Origin of the sequence: Brachybacterium sp. J153, assembly GCF_036311905.1 — a bacterium.
Lineage (GTDB): Bacteria > Actinomycetota > Actinomycetes > Actinomycetales > Dermabacteraceae > Brachybacterium.
Map to the genome: position 1 here is coordinate 62,289 of NZ_JAZDCH010000023.1, position 21,103 is coordinate 83,391.

At 73.4% G+C, this 21,103-nt stretch carries 20 protein-coding genes; 11 read left to right on the forward strand and 9 right to left on the reverse strand.

The features are described 5' to 3' along the window. Window positions 1-209 precede the first annotated feature (209 nt). Window positions 210-692, forward strand: a complete 483-nt coding sequence (locus V1258_RS11030; RefSeq protein WP_076810443.1) for a CarD family transcriptional regulator — start codon at window positions 210-212, stop codon at window positions 690-692. Window positions 693-702: 10 nt separating this feature from the next. Then, window positions 703-1,416 (forward strand): 2-C-methyl-D-erythritol 4-phosphate cytidylyltransferase, encoded by a 714-nt coding sequence (locus tag V1258_RS11035; protein WP_329747264.1) that lies wholly within the window; start codon window positions 703-705, stop codon window positions 1,414-1,416. A gap of 48 nt (window positions 1,417-1,464) precedes the next feature. Here V1258_RS11035 and V1258_RS11040 read toward each other — a convergent pair whose 3' ends face one another. Then, complete coding sequence (locus tag V1258_RS11040; RefSeq protein ID WP_329747263.1) at window positions 1,465-1,776, reverse strand: hypothetical protein; 312 nt, start codon at window positions 1,774-1,776, stop codon at window positions 1,465-1,467. Window positions 1,777-1,786: 10 nt separating this feature from the next. Continuing rightward, a complete protein-coding gene (locus tag V1258_RS11045; RefSeq protein ID WP_329747262.1) occupies window positions 1,787-2,542 on the reverse strand; it encodes an IspD/TarI family cytidylyltransferase in 756 nt (251 codons plus the stop codon). 98 nt (window positions 2,543-2,640) lie between these two features. Between V1258_RS11045 and V1258_RS11050 the strand changes: the two genes are divergently transcribed. From V1258_RS11050 to ilvA, 3 genes are read left to right on the forward strand one after another with little or no spacing between them, the layout of a single operon-like run. Beyond that, entirely contained in the window at window positions 2,641-2,940 is a 300-nt protein-coding gene (locus V1258_RS11050) for a PTS sugar transporter subunit IIB (RefSeq protein WP_329749734.1), read from the forward strand. Then, window positions 2,937-3,434: a 2-C-methyl-D-erythritol 2,4-cyclodiphosphate synthase gene (gene ispF / locus V1258_RS11055; RefSeq protein ID WP_329749735.1), complete on the forward strand. Its 498-nt coding sequence runs from the start codon at window positions 2,937-2,939 to the stop codon at window positions 3,432-3,434. The genes V1258_RS11050 and ispF overlap by 4 nt, the downstream gene beginning before the upstream one ends. Further along, window positions 3,431-4,768, forward strand: coding sequence for a threonine ammonia-lyase IlvA (gene ilvA, locus V1258_RS11060; protein WP_329749736.1), 1,338 nt, complete (start codon window positions 3,431-3,433; stop codon window positions 4,766-4,768). The genes ispF and ilvA overlap by 4 nt, the downstream gene beginning before the upstream one ends. 42 nt (window positions 4,769-4,810) lie before the next feature. Here ilvA and galE read toward each other — a convergent pair whose 3' ends face one another. Together galE and V1258_RS11070 are read right to left on the reverse strand one after the other, a co-directional pair. After that, window positions 4,811-5,806, reverse strand: coding sequence for a UDP-glucose 4-epimerase GalE (galE, locus tag V1258_RS11065; protein WP_329749737.1), 996 nt, complete (start codon window positions 5,804-5,806; stop codon window positions 4,811-4,813). A 138-nt stretch (window positions 5,807-5,944) separates the two neighbouring features. After that, complete coding sequence (locus V1258_RS11070) at window positions 5,945-7,405, reverse strand: GuaB1 family IMP dehydrogenase-related protein (RefSeq protein WP_329749738.1); 1,461 nt, start codon at window positions 7,403-7,405, stop codon at window positions 5,945-5,947. Window positions 7,406-7,514: 109 nt separating this feature from the next. On the opposite strand from V1258_RS11070, the gene V1258_RS11075 reads away from it, so the two are divergent. Beyond that, window positions 7,515-9,653, forward strand: coding sequence for an LCP family glycopolymer transferase (locus tag V1258_RS11075; protein WP_329749739.1), 2,139 nt, complete (start codon window positions 7,515-7,517; stop codon window positions 9,651-9,653). 55 nt (window positions 9,654-9,708) lie between these two features. Here V1258_RS11075 and V1258_RS11080 read toward each other — a convergent pair whose 3' ends face one another. After that, the gene (locus tag V1258_RS11080; RefSeq protein WP_329749740.1) at window positions 9,709-11,133 is read right to left on the reverse strand and encodes a mycothione reductase; all 1,425 of its coding nucleotides are present in this window, start codon (window positions 11,131-11,133) and stop codon (window positions 9,709-9,711) included. A gap of 158 nt (window positions 11,134-11,291) precedes the next feature. On the opposite strand from V1258_RS11080, the gene V1258_RS11085 reads away from it, so the two are divergent. From V1258_RS11085 to V1258_RS11105, 5 genes are all read left to right on the forward strand, one after another. Then, complete coding sequence (locus V1258_RS11085) at window positions 11,292-13,685, forward strand: excinuclease ABC subunit UvrA (RefSeq protein WP_329749741.1); 2,394 nt, start codon at window positions 11,292-11,294, stop codon at window positions 13,683-13,685. 42 nt (window positions 13,686-13,727) lie between these two features. Continuing rightward, on the forward strand, window positions 13,728-14,528 hold the full coding sequence (locus tag V1258_RS11090) for an MBL fold metallo-hydrolase (RefSeq protein WP_329749742.1): 801 nt from the start codon (window positions 13,728-13,730) through the stop codon (window positions 14,526-14,528). Between the two features lie 223 nt (window positions 14,529-14,751). Then, the gene (locus V1258_RS11095; RefSeq protein WP_329749743.1) at window positions 14,752-15,297 is read left to right on the forward strand and encodes a YceI family protein; all 546 of its coding nucleotides are present in this window, start codon (window positions 14,752-14,754) and stop codon (window positions 15,295-15,297) included. Window positions 15,298-15,303: 6 nt separating this feature from the next. Further along, window positions 15,304-16,182 (forward strand): putative RNA methyltransferase, encoded by an 879-nt coding sequence (locus tag V1258_RS11100; RefSeq protein WP_329749744.1) that lies wholly within the window; start codon window positions 15,304-15,306, stop codon window positions 16,180-16,182. Window positions 16,183-16,272: 90 nt separating this feature from the next. Further along, window positions 16,273-17,181, forward strand: a complete 909-nt coding sequence (locus tag V1258_RS11105) for an HAD hydrolase family protein (protein WP_329749745.1) — start codon at window positions 16,273-16,275, stop codon at window positions 17,179-17,181. Window positions 17,182-17,218: 37 nt separating this feature from the next. Here the strand turns inward: V1258_RS11105 and V1258_RS11110 are convergent, their stop codons facing one another. From V1258_RS11110 to V1258_RS11125, 4 genes are all read right to left on the reverse strand, one after another. After that, complete coding sequence (locus V1258_RS11110) at window positions 17,219-18,061, reverse strand: hypothetical protein (RefSeq protein WP_329747244.1); 843 nt, start codon at window positions 18,059-18,061, stop codon at window positions 17,219-17,221. An 86-nt stretch (window positions 18,062-18,147) separates the two neighbouring features. Beyond that, complete coding sequence (locus V1258_RS11115) at window positions 18,148-19,026, reverse strand: C40 family peptidase (RefSeq protein WP_329749746.1); 879 nt, start codon at window positions 19,024-19,026, stop codon at window positions 18,148-18,150. Window positions 19,027-19,214: 188 nt separating this feature from the next. Next, on the reverse strand, window positions 19,215-19,934 hold the full coding sequence (locus V1258_RS11120) for a metal-dependent transcriptional regulator (RefSeq protein WP_329747242.1): 720 nt from the start codon (window positions 19,932-19,934) through the stop codon (window positions 19,215-19,217). Window positions 19,935-20,051: 117 nt separating this feature from the next. Further along, on the reverse strand, window positions 20,052-20,966 hold the full coding sequence (locus V1258_RS11125) for a CPBP family intramembrane glutamic endopeptidase (RefSeq protein ID WP_329749747.1): 915 nt from the start codon (window positions 20,964-20,966) through the stop codon (window positions 20,052-20,054). Between the last annotated feature and the right edge of the window lie 137 nt (window positions 20,967-21,103).

Here is a 21,103-nt window from a genome sequence, read left to right on the forward strand (position 1 = left end):
CGTCCCGGATTCCCCCGCAAGATCCCCTCGCGCCGCGGCCGCCGATGCCCGCACGCCTCCCCGACCAACGCCCGACAAACGCTCGATCAGCGCCCCGACCACCGCTCGAAAGCGCTCGGCAACGCCCTGACCAGCCGAGATGCGGAGAACCGCGCATTTTACCACGTGGACCCGGTGGTAGACTGTCACGCGGAAAGGGGACCCACCACATGAACTTCGCTGTCGGCGAGACCGTCGTCTACCCGCACCACGGTGCCGCGCTCATCGAGGAGGTCAAGACCCGCACCATCAAGGGCGAGGATCGCACCTACCTCAAGCTCAAGGTCGCCCAGGGCGATCTGACGATCGAGGTCCCCGCGGACAACGTCGATCTCGTCGGAGTGCGGGACGTGGTCGACAAGGAGGGCCTCGACGAGGTCTTCGAGGTGCTGCGCCAGCCCTATACCGAGGAACCGACCAACTGGTCGCGCCGGTACAAGGCCAACGTCGAGAAGCTCGCCTCGGGGGACGTCAAGAAGGTCGCCGAGGTCGTGCGCGATCTCTGGCGCCGCGATCAGGACCGCGGCCTCTCCGCCGGGGAGAAGCGGATGCTCGCCAAGGCCCGCCAGATCCTCGTCTCCGAGCTCGCCCTGGCCGAGAAGACCGACGAGACCGATGCCGAGTCGATCCTCGACGAGGTCCTCGCCTCCTGAGCGGCCGGTCGTGACCGCTCCCCCGTCGGCCGCCGAGGTGCGGCCGATCATCCTCGCGCTCGCCCCGCCCGCGCCGGGCATCGTCGGCGCGGCCCCCACCCCGGGCCTCGAGCCCCTGGGCGGTTCGCTGCTGGTCGATCGCCTGCTCGGCACCGCACGCGACCTCGGACTGCCCTCCCCGCTCGTGATCACCCGCACCGACGCGGCGGAGCCGCTGCGCCGGGCGGTCTCGGGCCGCGCGGCGGTGCACGAGGTCGCGGCGGGTCGGCGCGAGGCGCTGGCCACGGCGCTCGAGCACAGCGACGAGCCGTTCCTGCTGGTCCATGACGCCGAGCGTGCACTGACCCCGGCAGCCGTGGTCTCCGCGGTGCTCGCCGCGCTCGCCCCCGGTGTCGACGCCGTGGTGCCGACGGTCGCGATGACGGACTCCGTCAAGCAGATCGCACCCTCCGGGCTGCGGAACGTGGACCGCAGCACCCTGGCGGCGCTGCAGAGCCCGCGGCTGCTGCGTCGCGAGGCACTCGCGGGAGCTGTCGCCGACGCCCCCTCCGCAGGATTCGACGAGATCCAGGCGCTGCTCGACCGCGGGGCGGCCGTCCGCACCGTCCAGGGCTCGCACGCGGGGACCGCCCTGGTGGACCGGCTCACCCTCTGGCAGGCGCAGATCTCGCTGGGCCTCGCCCGCGACACCTCCCACCGACACGGCCTCGCGCGGCGACCCTGATCGCGCCGACCCGGGTCCCGCCGCGGGACCCGGGACGCAGCAGCCGGGTCAGTCGTCGCGGCGGCTGCGCCAGACGGTGCGGAACTCCTCGAGCATGCGCCGGGGCTTCGACAGGGTGCGCTGGGGAAGGCTCGTGGCCAGCTCTCCCGGGTCGTGGCGCAGCCGGCGCATCAGACGGCCGGGCTTGCTCGAGATGCGCTGACGCAGATCGGGGAGGTAGTCCTCCGAGACGTCGAGCCGGGTCACCGCCCCGCACGAGGTGCACTGGATCTCGGTGACGAAGCGGCCGGCGTAGACGACCTGATGCTCGGACTCCTGCTCGCAGGCGGTGCAGCGCAGATAGCTCTCCTGGACGGACATCGGCTCCTCCTCACCCGGTCCTCAAACCTAGCGCGGTGACCACGTCCTGGGCCAGCAGCAGGTCCTGCGCATAGGTGATCTTGAAGTTGGTCTCCTCGCCCCGCACCCAGGTCACCGGGATGTCGGTGTACTCCTCGGCGCACGAGGCGGTGTCGGTGCCGACGAAGCCGTCCCGTGCGGCCGCCTCGTAGGCGTCGAGGATGGTCGCGGCGCGGAAGCCCTGCGGGGTCTGCACCCGCACGAGGGACTCGGGGCGCAGGTGCGCCCGGGGGGCGAGCGTGTCGCCGGAGCCGACGGGGGCGACATCGGTCGCCGGGATCCCCGGCACCGCGCCCCCGGTCTCCCTGGCGGCGTGCAGCACGGCGGCGGCGAGGCCGTGGGAGACGAGCGGACGGGCCGCATCGTGGATGAGCACCGTGTCCACGGTTCCCGCGTCGATCCGATCGGCGAGATGGCGCAGGGCCAGCAGCTCCGACTCCTGCCGGGTGTCCCCGCCGGTGATGATCTCGAGCGGGCGCTCGGTCTCGCGGTCCGCGACGAAGCGGGCGTGCTCGAGGTCCTCGGGTCGCACCACGAACACCAGCAGCCCGACGCCCTCGACGCGGGCGAGGGTGTTCAGACCCCAACTGGCGATGCTGCGCCCGGCGAGCGGCAGGAACGCCTTGTTGATGCCGGCCCCCACACGGGTGCCGGAGCCTCCGGCGAGCACGATGCCGGCGGCACGGCCGGTGCGGCGTGCCGAGCGGTGGCGGCGGGGCTGGTTCACGCTGGCATCGTAGACGGCCGACCCCGCTGACGTGGACGTCCTGCTCGGGGCATGACAGAATCGACCGTCGCCCACCCGTCGCCAGTCCAGGAGATTGCATGCTCACCATCGCCATCGTGTGCGGCGCGGGGATCGCCACCGCCGCTCTGATCGCGGACCAGGTGCGCGAGCACGTCACCGAGTCGGGGCGCGAGGTGCAGGTGGTGCAGGCGACCGTGATGGACCTGCTCTCGAACGACTTCGAGGCGGATCTGGTGGTCAGCACCGTCGACCTGCCCGCCGCGCTGGGCATCCCGCGAGTCTCCGCCATGCCGCTGCTGCTGGGCACGAACGCGGCGCTCACCTTCGCGGACATCGACCGGGAGCTCGCGCGCCTGGAGGGGGGCGGGGCCCGATGAGCGCCCTGCCCCGCGTCGGCCTCGGCGTGGACGTGCACGCCTTCGCCCCGGAGGGCTCCCCGCGCCCGCTCCGCATCGCGGCCCTCACCTGGGAGGGCGAGCGCGGCCTCGCCGGCCACTCCGACGCCGACGTCGCCTGCCATGCTGCCTGCGACGCGCTGTTCTCCGCCGCCGGGATCGGCGACCTCGGCACCCACTTCGGCACCGACCGTCCCGAGTGGGAGGGCGCGAGCGGGTCCACCCTGCTCGCCGAGGCCGCTCGCCTGGTGCGCGGGGCCGGCTTCGAGATCGGCAACATCGCCGTGCAGGTCGTCGGCAACCGTCCCCGGCTCTCCGCCCGTCGAGAAGAGGCCTGCGCCGCGATGAGCGCGGTCGTCGGAGCTCCTGTCGCGGTCTCCGGGACCACCACGGACGCCCTCGGCCTGACCGGTCGCGGCGAAGGCATCGCCGCCCTCGCGACCGCCCTGGTCATCCCCCGGGAGGACCTCGCATGACCGACGCCCCGTCCCGCCCCGCCGACCCCGCTCCCCCGGCCCTGCCGCTGGGCGCCGCGGAGGTCGAGGCGGCCGCCGAGCGCCTCGCCCCGGTGCTGCGCCGCACGCCGCTGCTGCACAGCGAGCGGCTGAGCGAACTCGCCGGCGTCGACGTCTGGCTCAAGCGGGAGGACCTCCAGTCGGTCCGCTCGTACAAGCTGCGCGGCGCCCATCTGTTCCTGGACTCCCTGCCCCCGGCCGCCCGCGAGGCGGGCGTGGTCGCGGCGAGCGCCGGCAATCACGCCCAGGGCGTGGCCCGTGCCTGCGCCGCCCTCGGCATCCGGGGGCGGATCTACGTGCCCGGCACCACCCCCCGCCAGAAGCGCGAGCGGATCGTCGCGATCGGCGGCGAGTTCGTGGAGCTGCTGCTCGTCGGCGACACCTTCGACGACGCGGCGGAGGCCGCGGCCGAGGACGCCGAGCGCACCGGGGCGACGCAGGTGCCGCCCTTCGACCACCCCCTGATCATGGCCGGGCAGGGCACGGTCGCCCTCGAGGCCGTCGAGCAGCTGCGGGAGGAGCACGGCCGGGAGGTCGGCACGATGGTGCTGCCCGTCGGCGGAGGCGGCCTGCTGGGCGGCTGCGGGGCGTGGCTGCGCGAGCGCACCCCATCGGTGCGGATCGTGGGCGTGGAGCCGGCCGGGGCCGTGTCGATGGCCGCGGCCGTGCGTGCCGAGCGGCCCGTGACCCTGCACGAGCTGGACACCTTCGTGGACGGCGCCGCGGTGCGCCGCGTGGGCGCCGCCCCGCTGCGGATGGTCCGCGCGATCGAGCCCGAGCTCCTCGCGGTGGACGAGGGCGCGGTGTGCACCGAGATGCTGCAGATGTACCAGGTCGACGGGATCATCGCCGAGCCCGCGGGCGCTCTGGCGGCGACCGCGGTGGCCACCGGGGCGATCCCGCATCTGGGCCGCGGGGGCTCCGGCGGTGAGGACGAGGAGTCGACGGGGGACGTGGTGGTCGTCGTCTCGGGAGGCAACAACGACGTGTCGCGGTACACCGAGATCGTCGAGCGCTCCCTGGTCCACGAGGGCCTCAAGCACTACTTCCTGGTGACCTTCCCGCAGGAGCCGGGGGCGCTGCGCCGGTTCCTGGACCGGGTGCTCGGCCCGCACGACGACATCGTGCTGTTCGACTACATCAAGCGCAACAACCGCGAGGAGGGTCCCGCCCTGGTCGGCGTCGAACTGGGCACCCGCTCGGACCTCGATCCGCTGATGGCGCGGATGGCCGCCTCGAACATGACCATCGAGCGGATCGATCCGGAGGACCCGATCTACCGCTACCTCACCTGAGGACGCCAGGGCGCCGGGGCGGAGGACCCGCCCCGGCCGGTCTCAGCCCTCCGGGTACGCCTCGACGTCGGGGGTGATCGCGCCGCGCGCCTCGACTGCGGAGCGCACGATGTCGTCCAGGCCGTGCTCAGACTTCCAGCCGAGGTGCTGGGCGATGCGGTCGCCGGAGCAGATCAGGCGGGCGGGATCGCCGGCGCGGCGCTCGCCGATCTCGGGCGTGATCTCGATGCCCTTCGCGCGGGCGATCGCCTGGATCACCTCGAGCACGCTCGAGCCCTCGCCGGTGCCCACGTTGAACACGCGATGCTCCCGCTCCTCGCCGCGGAGATAGTCGAGCGCCGCGATGTGGGCGTGCGCGAGGTCGAGCACGTGGACGTAGTCGCGGATGCAGGTGCCGTCGGGGGTGTCGTAGTCGTCGCCGAAGACGACGGGGGCCAGGCCCCGCTCGAGGCGGTCCAGCACGATCGGGACCAGGTTCATCACGGCGGTGTCGGCGAGCTCGGGCCAGCCGGCGCCCGCGACGTTGAAGTAGCGCAGGGCGACGGTGCGCATCCCGTGAGCGCGCTCGGCATCGGCGAGCATCCACTCGCCCACGTACTTCGTCGCGCCGTAGGGGTTGATCGGCTGCGGGGTGAGGTCCTCGGTGACCACCGTGACGTCGGGCATGCCGTAGACCGCGGCGGAGGAGGAGAAGACGACGTCCCGCACCTCGGCGCTCGCGCAGGCGGCGAGCACGTTGGCGAGGCCGGCGATGTTGTCGTGCCAGTACATCTCGGGGTTCGCGACGGACTCGCCGACCTGCTTGTGGGCGGCGAAGTGGATCACCGAGTCGGCGCCGGAGGCCCGGAGGTGGAAGGCCAGCTTCTCCGCCGCGTCGGGCAGGGTCATGTCGAGCTCGATCAGCTCCACGCCCTCGCAGCGGGAGCGCAGCCCCGTCGAGAGGTTGTCGACCACGACCACCCGCTCGCCCTTCTCCTGCAGGAGCCGCACCACGTGCGATCCGATGTACCCGGCACCACCGATCACGAGAGTCGTCATGACCGGAAGCCTACCGGCCGACGAGCCCCGACGAGACGCCGGCGGGACGCGGGCGGGACGCGGGCGGGACGCGGGCGGGACGCGGGCGGGACGGCGTCGTGCGCTGCCCCGCCCGGTCCCGGTCGATCGGCCCCGGACTCAGCTCCAGGAGCTGGAGACCGGCCGACCCTCGGCGTAGCCGGAGGCGCCCTGCAGCCCGATCACGGCCCGCTCGCGGAAGCTGTCAGTGTCCGCCGCACCCGCGTAGGTATAGGAGGAGCGCACGCCCGCGGTGATCACGTCGAGCAGGTCCTCGACGCCGCCCGCCCCCTCGGCGAGGTACATGCGCGAGGTGGAGATGCCCTCCTCGAACAGGCCCTTGCGAGCCCGGGCGAAGGCGTCCTCGTGGGCGGTGCGGTGGGAGACGGCCCGCTTGGAGGCCATGCCGAAGCTCTCCTTGTAGCGCCGTCCGCGCTCGTCGGTGCGCATCTGGCCGGGCGACTCGTAGGTGCCCGCGAACCACGAGCCGATCATGACGTTCGAGGCACCCGCGGCGAGCGCGAGGGCCACGTCGCGCGGGTGGCGCACCCCGCCGTCGGCCCACACGCGACCACCGAGGCGAAGGGCCTCGGCCGCGCACTCGAGCACGGCGGAGAACTGCGGCCGGCCCACGCCGGTCATCATCCGCGTGGTGCACATGGCGCCGGGACCGACACCCACCTTGACGATGTCGGCGCCCGCCTCGATCAGCTCGCGGGTGCCCTCGGCGGTGACCACGTTCCCGGCGACCAGCCGCACCGGCGTGTCCTCGGACGGGCCGAGGACGGTGCGGGCGCGACGCAGCGCCTCGAGCATCTTGTCCTGATGACCGTGGGCGGTGTCGAGCACGATCACGTCGGTGCCCGCGTCGACCAGCTCGCGCACCCGGGTCTCGATGTCCGCGTTGATGCCGACGGCGACGGCGATGCGAAGCCGGCCCGCGTCGTCGACAGCGGGGCGGTAGATGGTCGAGCGGAGCACGCCGGTGGCGGTGAGCACGCCGCGCAGCGTGCCGTCCTCGTCGGTGACCACGGCGATGTCGTGGTGCGTCGCGGCGATGCGGGCATGGAGCAGGGCGGGCTCGACGTCGAGGTCCGCGGGGCCGACCACGAGCGCCTCGGAGTCGAGCACCTCGCCGACGGCGGCGAAGGAGTCGCGACCGGCGATCTCCTGCGCGGAGACGACGCCGAGCGGGCGGCGCTCGGCGTCGACCACGACGACGACGCCGTGGGGGCGCTTGGGCAGCAGGTCCGCGGCCTGGCCGAGGGTGCCGTCGACCCCGAGGGTCAGCGGATGGTCGACCAGCAGGTCCCGCTGCTTGACGGAGCGGACGATCGAGTCGAGTCGCTCCGGGGAGAGGTCCTGCGGCAGCACGGCGAGGCCGCCGCGGCGGGCCATCACCTCCGCCATCCGCCGACCGGTGACGGCGGTCATGTTCGCGGCGACCAGCGGGATGGTGGTGCCGGTGCCGTCATCGCTGCCGAGGTCGACGTCGAAGCGGGACGTGATCGCGGAGCGGGAGGGGAGGAAGAAGAGGTCGTCGTACGTGAGGTCGGTCGACGGGTCATGGATCAGGCGCATGCCCTCCAGGATACGGAGGCGACGCGTCACCGGGCAGGCATCGACCCTCCACCAGGTCCTCACAGGCAGATGCGCGATCATCGCGCCCCGTGAACCTAGGATGTCGCTCATGACGGACCCCTCCTCGGCCCCCCGACGTCGACGCCGTCGGTCCGGCAGGCACCAGGAGCCGCTCCGGCGACCGACCTCGACGCCGCTGCCCCCCGATCAGGCGCGCGCCAACCGCAATGCCGCCTTCGGCAACGGCGGGGCGAAGCGCACCTGGCCGGGAGCGACGACGCCCCCGGCATCCTCGGCCGAGCCCGCGCAGACGTCCTCCCCCGCGCAGCCCGTCGAGCCGTCGACCACCCCCGTCGAGCCCCCCACGTCGCCGCTCGCTGCCCCGGTTCCGCCCGCGGACGCCGCGGCGGACCGCGCCGCGCGCCGTCCCGGCCACGGCCGTCGGCGGGCGATCCTCCTCGACGAGCAGGACGCCTGGGGCGCTCCCTCCCCGTCGACCCAGCCCGCCCCGTCGGCCGAGCCGGCAGAGCCCTCCGCCGGGCCCGACGTCCCGGACTCCTCGGAGTCCCCGGACTCGTCGGACGCGTCCGACGCCTCGGCTGCCTCGGCTGCCTCGGCTGCCTCGGAGCATCTCGCCGCCCGTTCGACCGCCGCGCGCTCCCGCCGTGAAGAGGGCCGCGCGGAGGGCTCCCTGCCGAAGGTCGCCGGATGGACGGTGCTCACCACCGTGCTGCCCGGCGCCGGCCTGCTCACCACGCGGATGCGCCGGCTCGGCATCGCTCTGCTCGCCGTGCTCGCCGCCGTCGTGATCGCGGGCCTGCTGCTGTGGAGGTTCGGCGACCGGCTGCAGATGATCCAGCTGCTCACCTCCCGCACGGTGCTCCTCGGGTTCCTCGCGGTCGCCGCCGTCGTGGGGCTGGTCTGGATCGTGCAGATCGTGCTCGCGAACCTCGCCCAGACCACCAAGGAGCGACTCACCGGCACGCGTCGGTATCTGGCCTTCGCGGTCTCCGCCGCCATGGTCGTCGCCGTCGCCATCCCCGCCGGCTACACGGTCCGCTCACTGTGGGCCGGGCAGTCCCTCCTCGGCTCGAGCAGCGTCTTCGCCGGCGGCAGGTCAGCCGACCTCGCCGAGGGCCCGGACCCGTGGGCGAACACCGAGCGGGTCAACATCATGCTGCTCGGGCAGGACGCGGGCGTTGACCGCACCGGCACCCGCCCCGACACCCTCATGGTCGCCTCGATCGACACCAAGACCGGCCAGACCGCGCTGTTCTCCATCCCCCGCAACCTCGAGCACGTCCGCTTCCCCGAGGGCACCCCCGCCGCGGAGGTCTTCCCGGACGGCTTCCGCTACTTCGGGCAGAACCAGGACCTCATCAACGCCGTGTGGACCTGGGCCGAGGACCGTCCGGACCTCTTCCCCGGAGATCCCGAGCCGGGCCTGACGGCGACCCGATGGGCCGTCGAGGAGACCCTCGGCCTCGAGACCGACTACTACGCGATGGTGAACCTGCAGGGCTTCGAGGACCTGGTCAACGCCATCGGTGGCGTGGACCTCGTGGTCGAGCGGCGCATCCCGATCGGCGGCGGCGCCGGTCCGATCGACGGCTACATCGAGCCCGGCGCGCAGACGCTCGACGGCTTCCACGCCCTCTGGTACGCCCGCTCCCGCGAGGGCTCCGACGACTTCAACCGCATGTGCCGCCAGCAGCGCATGGTCCGCGCCGTCGCCGAGGAAGCCGATCCGGCGACCCTCGCGATGTCGATCCCCGGCCTGGTCAACACGGCCGAGCAGAATATCGTCACGGACATCCCGGTGTCCGATCTCGACGCCTTCGTGGACCTGGCCCTGCGGGTCAAGGACGGCGGGTTCACCTCGTACCCGATCACGCAGGACGTCACCCCGTCGGCGAACGCGGACTGGGACTACCTCAAGGAGTGGACCCAGGCCTCCATCGAGGACTCCCTGAAGGCGGATCCGCCGGAGTCGGTCGTGGGCGAGACCGAGCCCGGCTCCACGGAGCCCGCCGAGACCGGCGCCGCCCCCGAGGAGGAAGCTTCCGGCGAGGAGTCCTCCCGTGAGGAGAGCAGCGCGGAGGAGACCACCGCCGAGGAGGAGACCCCGAGCGATGAGGAGTCCTCCGCGGAGGAGTCCGGAACCGGCGAGGAGACCGCGACGGAGGCCCCGGTCATCGAGCAGGACCCGCTGAAGTCCTGCCTGCCGAGCAACGAGCAGGCCGGCTGACCTCGACCGTTCGTCGCCGCGGCCCCGGCCCGGGTCTCGCTCGGGCCCGGGCCACTCAGATCACCTGCAGCAGGGCGTTCTCGATCAGCTCGGGCATGGCCGGGTGGATCCAGTACTGGGTCGTGGCGATGTCCCGTGCGGTCTGCCCGGTGCTCATCGCCTGGATCAGGATCTGGATCAGGGTGGTCGCCTCGGGGCCGATGAGGTGCGCGCCGAGGATCTCGGTGGTCTCCGCGTCGACGACGAGCTTCGCGAAGCCGGTCGTGTCCTCCATCGCCCAGCCGTAGGCGATCGAGGCATACTCCTGGGTCGCGACCCGCACCGCGCGGCCGCTCGCGCGGGCGGTCTCCTCGTCGATCCCCACCCAGGCGACCTGCGGGTGGGTGAACACCCCGGCCGGCACGGGCATCGTGTCCGAGCGGCGCAGGTCCTCCGGATGCAGCACGTTGTGCCGCACGATGCGCTGCTCGTGGTTGGCGACGTGCTTGAGCTGGTGCGGGCTGGAGAGGTCGCCGAGGGCCCAGACGCCCTCGAGCACCTCGCCGCCCGAGAGCACCCGCTGGTACGGGTCCACCATGACGCGGCCGTCGTCGGCGAGATCGATCCCGGCGGCCTCGGCCCCGAGCAGGTCGGAGTTGGGCCGGCGTCCGGTCGCGACGAGGATCTCCTCGGCGCGCAGCACCACCTCGGCGCCGTCCCGCTCGCCGCGCAGCTCGATCCCGTCGGCCGTGCGCCGGACCGCGGTGGTCGCGAGCTCGGTCTCGAGCCGCAGCCGCTCCCCGAGGATCTCGGTGAGCCGCGCGGAGACGTCGGGGTCGGCGGCGCGCAGCACCCGCCCCGAGCGGGCGACGAGGGTGACCTCGACGCCGAGGGAGGCGAGCACGTGCGCCATCTCGACGGCCACGACCCCGGAGCCGAGGATCAGCAGGGAGGCGGGCAGCGCCCCGAGCCGCATGATCGTGTCGGAGGTGTGCGGGGCGGCCTCGGCGAGGCCGTCGATCGCCGGGATCACGGGCCGCGACCCGGCGCCGAGCACGACGGTGTCGGCGGTGATCTCCTCGCTGCCGCCGCCCGCGAGCTCGACGCGCAGGCGCTTCGGCCCGACGAAGGTCGCGGTGCCGCGCAGCAGCGTGAGGTCGGCGTTGTCCTCGTGATCGCGGCGGTAGGCCTCGCCGCCCGCCGAGATCGGGTCGATGCGCCCGAAGATGCGGTCCCGGATCGCGGGCCAGTCCACGCCCTCGAGGCGCTCGCTCAGGCCGAAGCGCGCGGACTCCGCGGGCGTCGCGGCGAGGTTCGCGGTGTGCACGAACATCTTGGTGGGGATGCATCCGAGGTTCAGGCAGGTCCCGCCGAAGACGTGATCGGGGCCGACGCCGCGGTCGATCTGCACGATCGTGCGACCGGCGAGGTCGGGACCCGGGAAGGAATTGATCGAGCCGGAGCCGATCAGGGCGATGTCGTAGTGCGTCGGGGTGCTCACCTCCCCAGGGTATCGGCGGGCCGACGGCACCGGCCGCTCCGGGCCGACGGGTGTGGCCGCTCCGGGCCGCGGGGCCGGTGGCAGAATGACCGGGCCCCGTCCTCCCCACCCTTTCGCGTCCCTCCCCGTCCTCCCCCTCCCCTCCCGCAGGAGTCGCCATGACCGCCCAGACCTCGTCCGTCCCGTCGGCCGATGCCCATGACGTGATCCGCGTGCGCGGGGCGCGGGAGAACAACCTCCGCGGCGTCTCCCTCGACATCCCGAAGCGCCGCCTGACGGTGTTCACCGGGGTGTCCGGCTCGGGGAAGTCCTCGCTCGTGTTCGGGACCATCGCCGCCGAGTCGCAGCGGATGATCAACGAGACCTACAGCGCGTTCCTGCAGGGCTTCATGCCGTCGCTCGCCCGTCCCGATGTCGACGAGCTCTCGGGCCTGACCACCGCGATCATCGTGGACCAGGAGCGGATGGGCGCGAACGTGCGCTCGACCGTCGGCACCGTGACCGACGCGAACGCCTACCTGCGCACCCTGTTCTCGAAGCTCGCCGAGCCGAACGTCGGCGGTCCCGGCGCCTACTCCTTCAACGTCCCCTCCGTGACCGCCTCCGGCGCGATGACCGTGCAGAAGGGCGCGAAGACCATCGCCGAGAAGGCCACCTACTCGCGGGTGGGCGGCATGTGCCCGCGCTGCGAGGGCATGGGCCAGGTCTCCGACGTGGACCTCACCGAGCTGTACGACGAGGAGAAGTCGCTCGACGAGGGCCCGTTCACCATCCCGAACTACTCTCCTGACGGCTGGTACGTGAAGATCTTCGTGCGCTCCGGCTTCTTCCCGGCGGACACGCCGATCAAGTCGTTCACGAAGCGGCAGCTGCACGACTTCCTGTACAAGGAGCCGACGAAGATCAGCATCGACGGGATGAACATGACCTATGAGGGTCTGATCCCGAAGATCCAGAAGTCGATGCTGTCCAAGGACCGCGACTCGATGCAGCCGCACGTGCGGGCCTTCGTGGATCGCGCCGTGAAGTTCATCGAGTGCCCCGAGTGCGAGGGCACGCGCCTCGCGGAGCACGCCCGCACCTCACTGATCGACGGGGTCTCGATCGCCGACGTCACCGCCTGGCAGATCACCCAGCTCGCGCGCTGGGTCGAGGACCTGCGGGGCCGCCACCAGGGGCCGACGGTCGCGCCGCTGCTCGCGAACCTCGCCGCGCTGCTGGACGCCTTCGTGCGGATCGGGCTCGGCTATCTCTCGCTCGACCGGCCCTCCGGCTCGCTCTCCGGCGGCGAGTCGCAGCGCACCCGCATGATCCGCCATCTCGGCTCGGCGCTGACGGACATCACCTACGTCTTCGACGAGCCCACGATCGGCCTGCACCCGCACGACATCGCGACGATGAACGAGCTGCTCCTGGCCCTGCGCGACAAGGGCAACACGGTTCTCGTCGTCGAGCACAAGCCGGAGACGATCGCGATCGCCGACCACGTCGTCGACCTCGGCCCGCGCGCCGGCAGCCACGGCGGGCAGCTGCAGTACGAGGGCGACGTCGCGGGGCTGCGCGCCGCGGACACCCTCACGGGTCGCCACCTCGGCAGCCGCGCCGCGCTCAAGGAGCAGGTGCGGGAACGGACCGGGTCGCTCCAGATCCGCGGCGCCTCGCAGCACAACCTGCAGGAGGTCGACGTGGACGTGCCCCTCGGCGTGCTCACCGTGGTCACGGGCGTGGCCGGCTCCGGCAAGAGCTCGCTGATCCACGGCTCGCTCCCCAAGGGCGCCGACGTCACAGTCGTGGACCAGTCCGCGATCCGCGGCTCGCGCCGCTCGAACCCCGCGACCTACACCGGCCTGCTCGAGCCGGTGCGGAAGGCGTTCGCGAAGACCAACGGCGTCAAGCCCGCCCTGTTCTCCAACAACTCCGAGGGCGCATGCCCGGTGTGCAAGGGCAACGGCGTGATCTACACCGAGCTCGGCTTCCTCGAGACGGTCTCGACGCCGTGCGAGGAGTGCGAGGGCCGCCGCTTCCAGGCGTCGGTGCTCGAGTACACCCTCGGCGGGAAGCACATCGCGGAGGTCCTCGAGATGAGCGTCGAGGACGCCCTCGCCCACTTCTCCGGCCAGACCGATCCGGCGGCGAAGGTGCCCGCGGCCGCGAAGATCCTGCGCCACCTCGACGAGGTGGGGCTCGGCTATCTCACCATCGGCCAGCCGCTGACCACCCTCTCGGGCGGCGAGCGGCAGCGGCTCAAGCTCGCGATGCACATGGGCACCGCGGGCGGCACGGTCGTGCTCGACGAGCCGACGACGGGCCTGCACCTCGCGGACGTCGGCACCCTCCTCGAGCTGCTGGACCGCCTGGTCGACGCCGGCACCTCGGTGATCGTCATCGAGCACCACCAGGCGGTGATGGCCCATGCGGACTGGATCATCGACCTCGGCCCCGGGGCGGGCGCCGACGGGGGCCGGGTCGTCTTCGAGGGCACGCCCGCCGAGCTCGTGGCCGACGGATCAACCCTCACGGCGCGGCACCTACGCGAGTACGTCGGCGGCTGAGTCACCGTGTCCAGGACAGGTCATCGACCCGAGGAGAACTCGATGCGCATCCATCATCTCGACTGCGGCACCCTCCGCACCCCCGTCGGCCGCATGGTCTGCCACGTGCTGCTGCTGGAGATCGGTGACCGCCTGGTGCTGGTCGACACCGGGTTCGGCACCGAGGACGTGCGCGATCCGCGCCGGCTCGGCCCCGTGCGCCACGTGCTCTTCCCCGATCTCGACCTGTCCCGGACCGCCGTGGGGCGGATCCGCGCCCTCGGCCTCGACCCCGCGGACGTGAGCGATGTGGTCCTCACCCACGGGGACCTCGACCACGCCGGCGGCATCCCGGACCTCGCCCACGCCAGGATCCACCTGCTCGCCGCGGAGGCGGCGGCGATCCGGGACGGGCGCGGCCCCCGGGTGCGTCAGCGGTACCGCACCGGGCACTGGGGCCACGATCCGAACCTGGTCGCCCATCCGCGGGGGACCCGCACCTGGAAGGGGCTGGAGGGGACGGTCGAGCTCGACGACGTCGCCCCGGGGCTGCTGCTGGTGCCGCTGCCCGGTCACACGCCCGGCCATGCCGGGGTCGCGGTGCCGACGCCCGAGGGGTGGTTGCTGCACATCGGGGATGCGGCGCTCGACGCGCGCACGCTGCGCACGGGTCGGCTCCGTCTCGACGTGCGGCTGCGCCAGACGCTCATCGCGCAGGATCCGCGCACGATGCACCGCACCCAGAGGCGCTTGCGTGCCCTCGCCCGAGACCCGGAGGTGCAGATCATCAACTCTCACGACCTCTCCCTGTTCGAGGCGGCCCGGGCGCGGAGCGAGGCCGGTCCGGGCACGCCCCTCGGCTAAGGCGCGCGCCCCGTCGCCGCTCGGCGGCCCGACCGCTCGGCACACCTCTCGGACCGCTCGGCACGACGGTCGGGGATCGGGCGACATGGACCCCGCCCCGGGGCCCTGGTAGGTTTCCGTCGATCGGCCAGGCGGTCGATCCCCGTGACCCGGGGGCCCATGGCCCCCGACCCCGGCGGTGTCGCCCCTCCCGGCGGTCCGCCTCCGATCAGAAGAGGCCACCATGTCCGACTCCGCGCTGTCCGGGACCTGGGACGTCGATCCCACCCACACCCGCATCGGCTTCGCCGCCCGTCACGCCATGGTCACCAAGGTGCGGGGAGCGTTCAACGAGGTCAGCGGCACGCTGGTGCTCGACACGGAGAACCCCTCCGCCTCCTCCGCCACCCTCACCGTGCAGATGGCGAGCATCGACACCCGCACCCCGCAGCGCGACGAGCACCTGCGCAGCGCGGACTTCTTCGACGTCGAGACCTACCCGGAGATGACCTTCGTGTCCCGCCGCATCGAGGAGGTCGACGAGGGCAGCTGGATCGTGGACGGCGCCCTGACGATCCGCGACGTGACTCGCGATCTCGCGGTGCCGCTGCGCCTCGTGGGCGTCGAGAACGACCCCTTCGGCTCGGTCCGCGCGGGCCTCGAGGGCAGCCGTCGCATCGACCGTCGCGACTGGGGCATCTCCTGGAACACCCCTCTGGACTCGGGCGGCCTGCTGGTCTCCGAGAGCATCCAGCTCGAGTTCGAGCTCTCCCTGGTCAAGCGGGCCTGAGCTCGGGTGACCCCCTCCCCCGCCGAGCTCCCTCCCGCGCTCGCCGCCTGGCTCCCGCTGCTGCGCTGCCCCATCTGCGCCGGCGCGCTCGCGGCCGACGGGCGCGCCCTGCGCTGCCCGCAGCGGCACAGCTTCGACAGTGCCCGCGCGGGCTACGTCTCGCTGCTGGGCGGAGGCGGGGCGGTCTCGGGCGACGATGAGGGGATGGCACGGGCTCGCGAGCGCTTCCTGGCCACCGGCGCCTATACCCCGCTGCTCACCGCCCTCGGGGATCTCGCCGAGGCGACCGTCCCCGCCCTGCGGCGGGACGAGCGTGCGACGGTGCTCGACGCCGGCTGCGGACCCGGCTGGTACCTGGCCGGTATGCTCGAGCGCTTCGACCGGGCGGTCGGCCTGGGACTCGACACCTCGGCGCGCTCGCTGCGCTCCGCCGCGCGGGCCCATGAGCGGGCCGCCGCGGTGACCGGCGACGTGTTCGCCCCCTTCCCGCTGGCCGCGGGGTCCGTCGACCTGCTCCTGGACGTCTTCGCGCCGCGGAACCCGGCCGAGTTCGCCCGGGTGCTCCGCCCGGGCGGCGCGCTGCTGGTGGCGCGTCCGGCGACGGGCCATCTGGCGGAGCTGCGCGAAGTGGTGCCGGGCATGGTCTCGGTCGACCCGCGCAAGGAGGAGCGCCTGCACCGGGCGCTCGATCCGCTGTTCACGCTCGTCGCAGAGCGGGAGGTGCGCTCCGAGCTCGCGCTCACCGCCGAGCAGGCGCAGGATCTGGTGGCGATGACGCCGAGCGCCCGGCACGTGGATCCCGCGAGCGTCGAGGCCGCGCTCGCCGCGGCCGACGGCCTGACCGTCCGCCTCGACGTGCGGCTCAGCGCGCACCGTCCCCGCTGAGGCGGCCGTCGCGGGTGCGGCGACGTCGCCTAGGCTGGAGCCTCCGCGCCCCGCGCGGGTCCCCCACCGCTGAGACCGCCCAGGAGCGCCGTGTCCCCCTCCGCCCCGTCGTCCGTCCCCGCCACGCCCACCGGCCCGGAGGCCGTCGCCTGCGACCGGGCGGGGCGCTCCGCTCTCCGCCGACGTGCCGCCTTCCTCGACTTCGACGGGACGCTCGCCCGGCACGGCGTCGTGCCCCGCGCCCAGGCCGAGGCGGTGCTGGCCGCCCGCGCGGCCGGACATGCCGTGCTGCTGTCGACGGGGCGCCCGGGATCGATCGTCGCCGAGGACGTCGCCGCGCTCTTCGACGGCTGGATCACCTCCGCCGGTGCTCACGTGCGGATCGGGTCGGAGCTGCTGCGCGATGAGCGTCTGCCCCCGGAGGTCACCGCGCGGGCGGTCCACGTGCTCGAGGCGCACGGCGCCGCCTTCGTGCTCGAGGCCCCCGATGCCCTGTGGTGCACCGAGCGGTCCGCGCAGCTGCTGCGCGAGCGTCCCCGCCGGTCGGTGGTCCCCGCCGAGGGGGATCGCGGCCGCGGCACCGAGGACCTCCTCGCTGCGGTGAGGACCACCGATCGCCTCGCGGAGGTGCCGGCCGCGAAGATCACCGTCTGGAGCTCGCCCGTGCCGATCGAGGCCCTCGCGGAGGACATCGGCCCCGAGCTCGGGGCGCTGCCCAACTCCATCTCCCCGGACGGCCTCGGCTCGGGCGAGCTGCATCTCGCCGGGGTGGACAAGGCCCAGGGCCTGCTCCTCCTCGCCGAGCACCTCGGGGTGCCCGTCGCGGACACGATCGCGATCGGTGACGGGATGAACGACCTGGGCATGCTCCGCGCCGCCGGCACGGGGGTCGCCATTCGGGGGTCGCGCGCCGAGGTCCTCGCCGCTGCGGATCTCGAGGTGCCACCTCCGGCCGAGCACGGCGTGCTCCACGCCTTCGAGCGGCTCGGCCTGCTCTGATCCGCCGTCGGGCGGCGCCTGCCTCCCGCCGCGCAGCTCAGCTGCGGTGCCGCAGACCCAGCAGGACCAGCCCGGCGGCGGCCAGCAGGGCGCCCACGCCGAGCAGGATCACCGCCGAGGGCCCCACCTCCGCCGCGAAGCGCTCCTGGAACGCCTGCACGATCGACCCCAGGACGGCGGCCTGGTCGATCTGGTCGGGGACGATCTGCTCGATCCGCTGCGCCAGGAACCAGTCGCCGAGCCCGGCGGCGATCCCGCCGAGCCCGGCGAGGACCAGCAGGATCCGGCGGTGTGCGCCGAGCAGCAGGGCGAGGGCGGCGAGCACCAGGGCGATCGGCCCGAGCCGGTGCGCCCAGGGGTCGAGCACCTCGGCTCGGGAGAGCAGCGGTACGTCCGGGACGGTGAACAGGGTGATGGTGAGGTCCTCGGGGCGGGGCACGCTCACGAAGGGCACCGCGTCCTCCACGGCGGTGAGCATCTCATCGGCCAGGGGCGCGAGGTCGACGTCGACGGGGCTCCCGCCGGGGGTGAACAGGGCCCCGTGGAGCTGGACCATCGCCTCGTCCCAGACGGCTTGGTAGCCGCCGGTTCCGGTGAGTCTCGCGGCCTGCTCCTCGAGCGTCGGCCGGATCGAGTCCGCGAGCCAGCCGGGCACCCTCTCGTTCCCGAGCACCTCCTCGACGGCGGAGTCGGAGAGCTCGCGCTGCAGCTCCGGATCGGAGCCGAGCGGCTGCGCGATCGCCAGGAAGCCCTCCTGGTCCACGACGTTCTCCTCGAGCCAGACGGCGGGGAGCCACGCCGCCCCCAGCACCGTCGCGACGAGCAGCAGCGCCGTGGCGAGGAGGTCGCGGACGGGATCGAGAGCGCGTGAGGTCGGCACCGTTCCACGGTACCCGGCCCTCCCCCGGGAACGGGAGCGGCCCCGCCTCCCGGAGGGGAGGCGGGGCCGGAACGGCGCTGGGGCGATCAGCCGACGCGGATGAAGGTCCAGTCGCCCGAGTAGATCTTGCGCTCGGAGGTGTCCACGCGGGGGTTGCCGGCGTCGACGAACTGGTTGCCACCGGCGTAGATGCCGATGTGACCGGGCTTGTAGACCAGGTCGCCGGGGCGAGCCTCGGAGCGGGGGATGACGGTGCCGGCGGCGGCCTGCGCGCCCGCGGTGCGGGGGAGGTTGATGCCGTGCTGGGCGTAGACCCACTGCACGAAGCCGGAGCAGTCCCAGCCGGAGGGCGAGGAGCCGCCGTAGACGTAGGGGGTGCCGATGCCGGAGCGGGCGGTGGCCAGGACCGAGCTGCCCTTCGCGGCGGAGGCCGGAGCCTCGCTCTGCTCCTCGTCCTCGGAGGACTCCTCGTCGGAGTCGGACTCGTCGGAGTCGGACTCGTCGGAGTCGGACTCGTCGGAGTCGGACTCGTCGGAGGACTCCTCACGGCTCTCGCGCTCGGTGGAGCGGTCCGCGGACTCGTCCTCGTCGCGGGACTCGGTCTCCTCCGAGGTGCCCTCCTGCTCGTCCTCGTCCTCCGCCGGGGTCTCCTCGACGACGGGCTCGGGCTCGGGCAGCTCGATGGAGATGGTCGCGGCAGGGGCGATCACGGTCGCGGCGCTCGCGGACGCCTCGGCGGCGGGGATGCCGACGGCGGGGGCGCTCACGGGGGTGAGCACGGCGGGGGCGGCGTCGGCCTGCGGGGCGGCGGGGGCCTCGGCGGCGGGATCGGCGGTCGCGGCGGCGGCACCGCCGAGCAGCATGGCGGCGGCCATCGCGGTCCCGGCGGCGGCGCGCCCGGCGCGCACGGCCGGGGTCACCGGGCGCATGGCACGGCGGTGGGTGTTCATCGCAGTCTTCGACACGTTCAGCTCCCTGCCCCTGGACCGTGGTCCTCGCGCTCTCGGCGTCTCGCTCTCCGATCCGGTGCGCGATGGGGCGTTCCGGGCGGGTCACCGTGAGTCCTGGTCCCGCGGTGCACCCCGAGACTAGGAGCTGAGCGGGCTTCGGGACAGCTCGACCGAAAGGTTCTGGGGAGAGCTTGACGGACCCTTTACCGAGCGGTCGGCAGACTGACGTGCAGCTGGCCGGCGACCACCTCGGTGACCGCTACCTCTCCCCCCTCGGGGCCGCGCAGCACGAGGGTGGAGGCGAGTCGCTCGACCTCCAGGTCCGCTCCCGGGATCATGCCCTGACGTGCGAGGTCGCCGAGCAGCGCGACATCGGACTGCACCCGCTCGCCGATCCGCTCGAGGCGCACGGCACGGGTCTCGCCGTCGGCGACCACCTCCACGAGCTCCGAGACGGCGGAGGCGGAGTCTTTACCCTCGGGGGTGAGCGCGGTCTCGTCGATCCCGAGGGCCGCGAGGCCCGGGATCGGGTTGCCGTAGGGATCGACGTAGGGCGGCCGGATCTGCGCGGCGATGCGCTGCTCGACCTCGAGGCTCATCACGTGCTCCCAGCGGCACGCCTCTTCGTGGACGTGCGGGTAGTCGAGCCCGATGACGTCCAGCAGGTGCCGCTCGGCGAGGCGGTGCTTCCGCATGACGTCGGTCGCGATCTCCTCGCCCTCTCGGGTGAGCCGGATGCGGCGCTGGTCGTCGAGGTGCAGCAGTCCGTCGCGCTCCATGCGGGCGACCGTCTGCGAGACCGTGGGGCCGGAGTGGCCGAGGCGCTCCGCGATCCGCGCCCGCATCGGCGCGACTCCCGCCTCGTGGAGCTCGAACACCGTCTTCAGGTACATCTCGGTGGTGTCGATGAGATCTCCGGACACAGGCCCTCCTCGGTCGGCGCGACTGGCGTCGTCCAGCTTATCCGGCGGGCCGACGGGTCGGGCCGCGTTCGCGGGCGGCGGAGCCGGAGCGGACGCCTTCCCGCTCGCGTCCCCCGATCAGACGAGCAGCCCCACCAGGTGCAGGAGCACGCCGAAGCCGTTGAGCAGCAGGTGCGCGAGGATGCACACCCACAGCCTCCGCCAGCGCCGCCACATCAGGCCGAGCGCGATGCCGGTGGTCCCCTGGAGGGCCAGGGCCTGCGCCGTGCTCGCCCACAGCGACCCGTCGCCGTGGCTGGGGACGTGCATCAGGCCGAAGAGGATCGCGGCGAGCAGCAGCCCGGTCCCGGAGCCGACGAGCGCCTCGAGCCGGGTCTGCAGCAGGCGCCGGTAGAGGAGCTCCTCGCCGACGCCGGCGGTGATCGCGGTGGCCGTCGCGGCGATCAGCAGCAGGGCGAGGGGCGGCCAGGCGGAGGGCCCGCCCGAGGAGAAGGGCCCGAGGGTGGAGAGCACGCCGAGCACCAGCGCGGGCAGGACGATCACCCACCCGCGCACCTCGGGGCGTCCGATCTCGATCGACGGCCCACGGCGCCGGGCGGACAGCGCGAGCAGCACCATCGGCACCAGGAGGAACATGACGGCCTTCGCCAGCACGTAGTCCTCGTCGGTGGGCAGCAGCGGCACCAGCAGCGGGAAGCCGCACGCGAGGAGCACCAGCAGCGCGGCCTCGGCGCGGACGGCGCGGGGCCGGCGCACGCCCACCTCCGCGTCGCCGCGGCCGCGCGGCAGCAGCAGGGTGAGCGCGATCGCGAGCAGAGCGGGCACGATCAGCAGCGGCACCGGCATCGGGGCGTAGCCCGGATCGCGGGAGACGACGACGCCCTCGGGGTTCAGCCCGATCGTCACGCCGATTGCAAGGACGAACAGCGAGATCAGGGCGCCGACGACGGCGGGCCGGTCGGCGGGGGCCTGCCGCGGGGCGGCGGCCTCGGGGTTGCGGGGTGCGGGGGCTCCGACGTCAGCGGTGGTCACCGCCCCATTCTCGCCGAGCGCTCCGCCGCGGGACCCCTCCTTCGGTCGAGGATGCCCCGCCCACGCCGGACCCTGCCGCCGGGACGCGGAGCGGGGCAAAAACCCCCTGGGGGTGAGGAGTTCTGCTCGCGGACTAC

Bases quoted from the DNA above. Each gene is read 5' to 3' on its own strand.
- galE (WP_329749737.1), bottom strand. From the start codon at position 5,806: ATGACGACTCTCGTGATCGGTGGTGCCGGGTACATCGGATCGCACGTG.
- ispF (WP_329749735.1), top strand. From the start codon at position 2,937: ATGAGCGCCCTGCCCCGCGTCGGCCTCGGCGTGGACGTGCACGCCTTC.
- V1258_RS11070 (WP_329749738.1), bottom strand. From the start codon at position 7,405: ATGCGCCTGATCCATGACCCGTCGACCGACCTCACGTACGACGACCTC.
- V1258_RS11030 (WP_076810443.1), top strand. From the start codon at position 210: ATGAACTTCGCTGTCGGCGAGACCGTCGTCTACCCGCACCACGGTGCC.
- V1258_RS11040 (WP_329747263.1), bottom strand. From the start codon at position 1,776: ATGTCCGTCCAGGAGAGCTATCTGCGCTGCACCGCCTGCGAGCAGGAG.
- V1258_RS11075 (WP_329749739.1), top strand. From the start codon at position 7,515: ATGACGGACCCCTCCTCGGCCCCCCGACGTCGACGCCGTCGGTCCGGC.
- V1258_RS11050 (WP_329749734.1), top strand. From the start codon at position 2,641: ATGCTCACCATCGCCATCGTGTGCGGCGCGGGGATCGCCACCGCCGCT.
- ilvA (WP_329749736.1), top strand. From the start codon at position 3,431: ATGACCGACGCCCCGTCCCGCCCCGCCGACCCCGCTCCCCCGGCCCTG.
- V1258_RS11090 (WP_329749742.1), top strand. From the start codon at position 13,728: ATGCGCATCCATCATCTCGACTGCGGCACCCTCCGCACCCCCGTCGGC.
- V1258_RS11095 (WP_329749743.1), top strand. From the start codon at position 14,752: ATGTCCGACTCCGCGCTGTCCGGGACCTGGGACGTCGATCCCACCCAC.
- V1258_RS11085 (WP_329749741.1), top strand. From the start codon at position 11,292: ATGACCGCCCAGACCTCGTCCGTCCCGTCGGCCGATGCCCATGACGTG.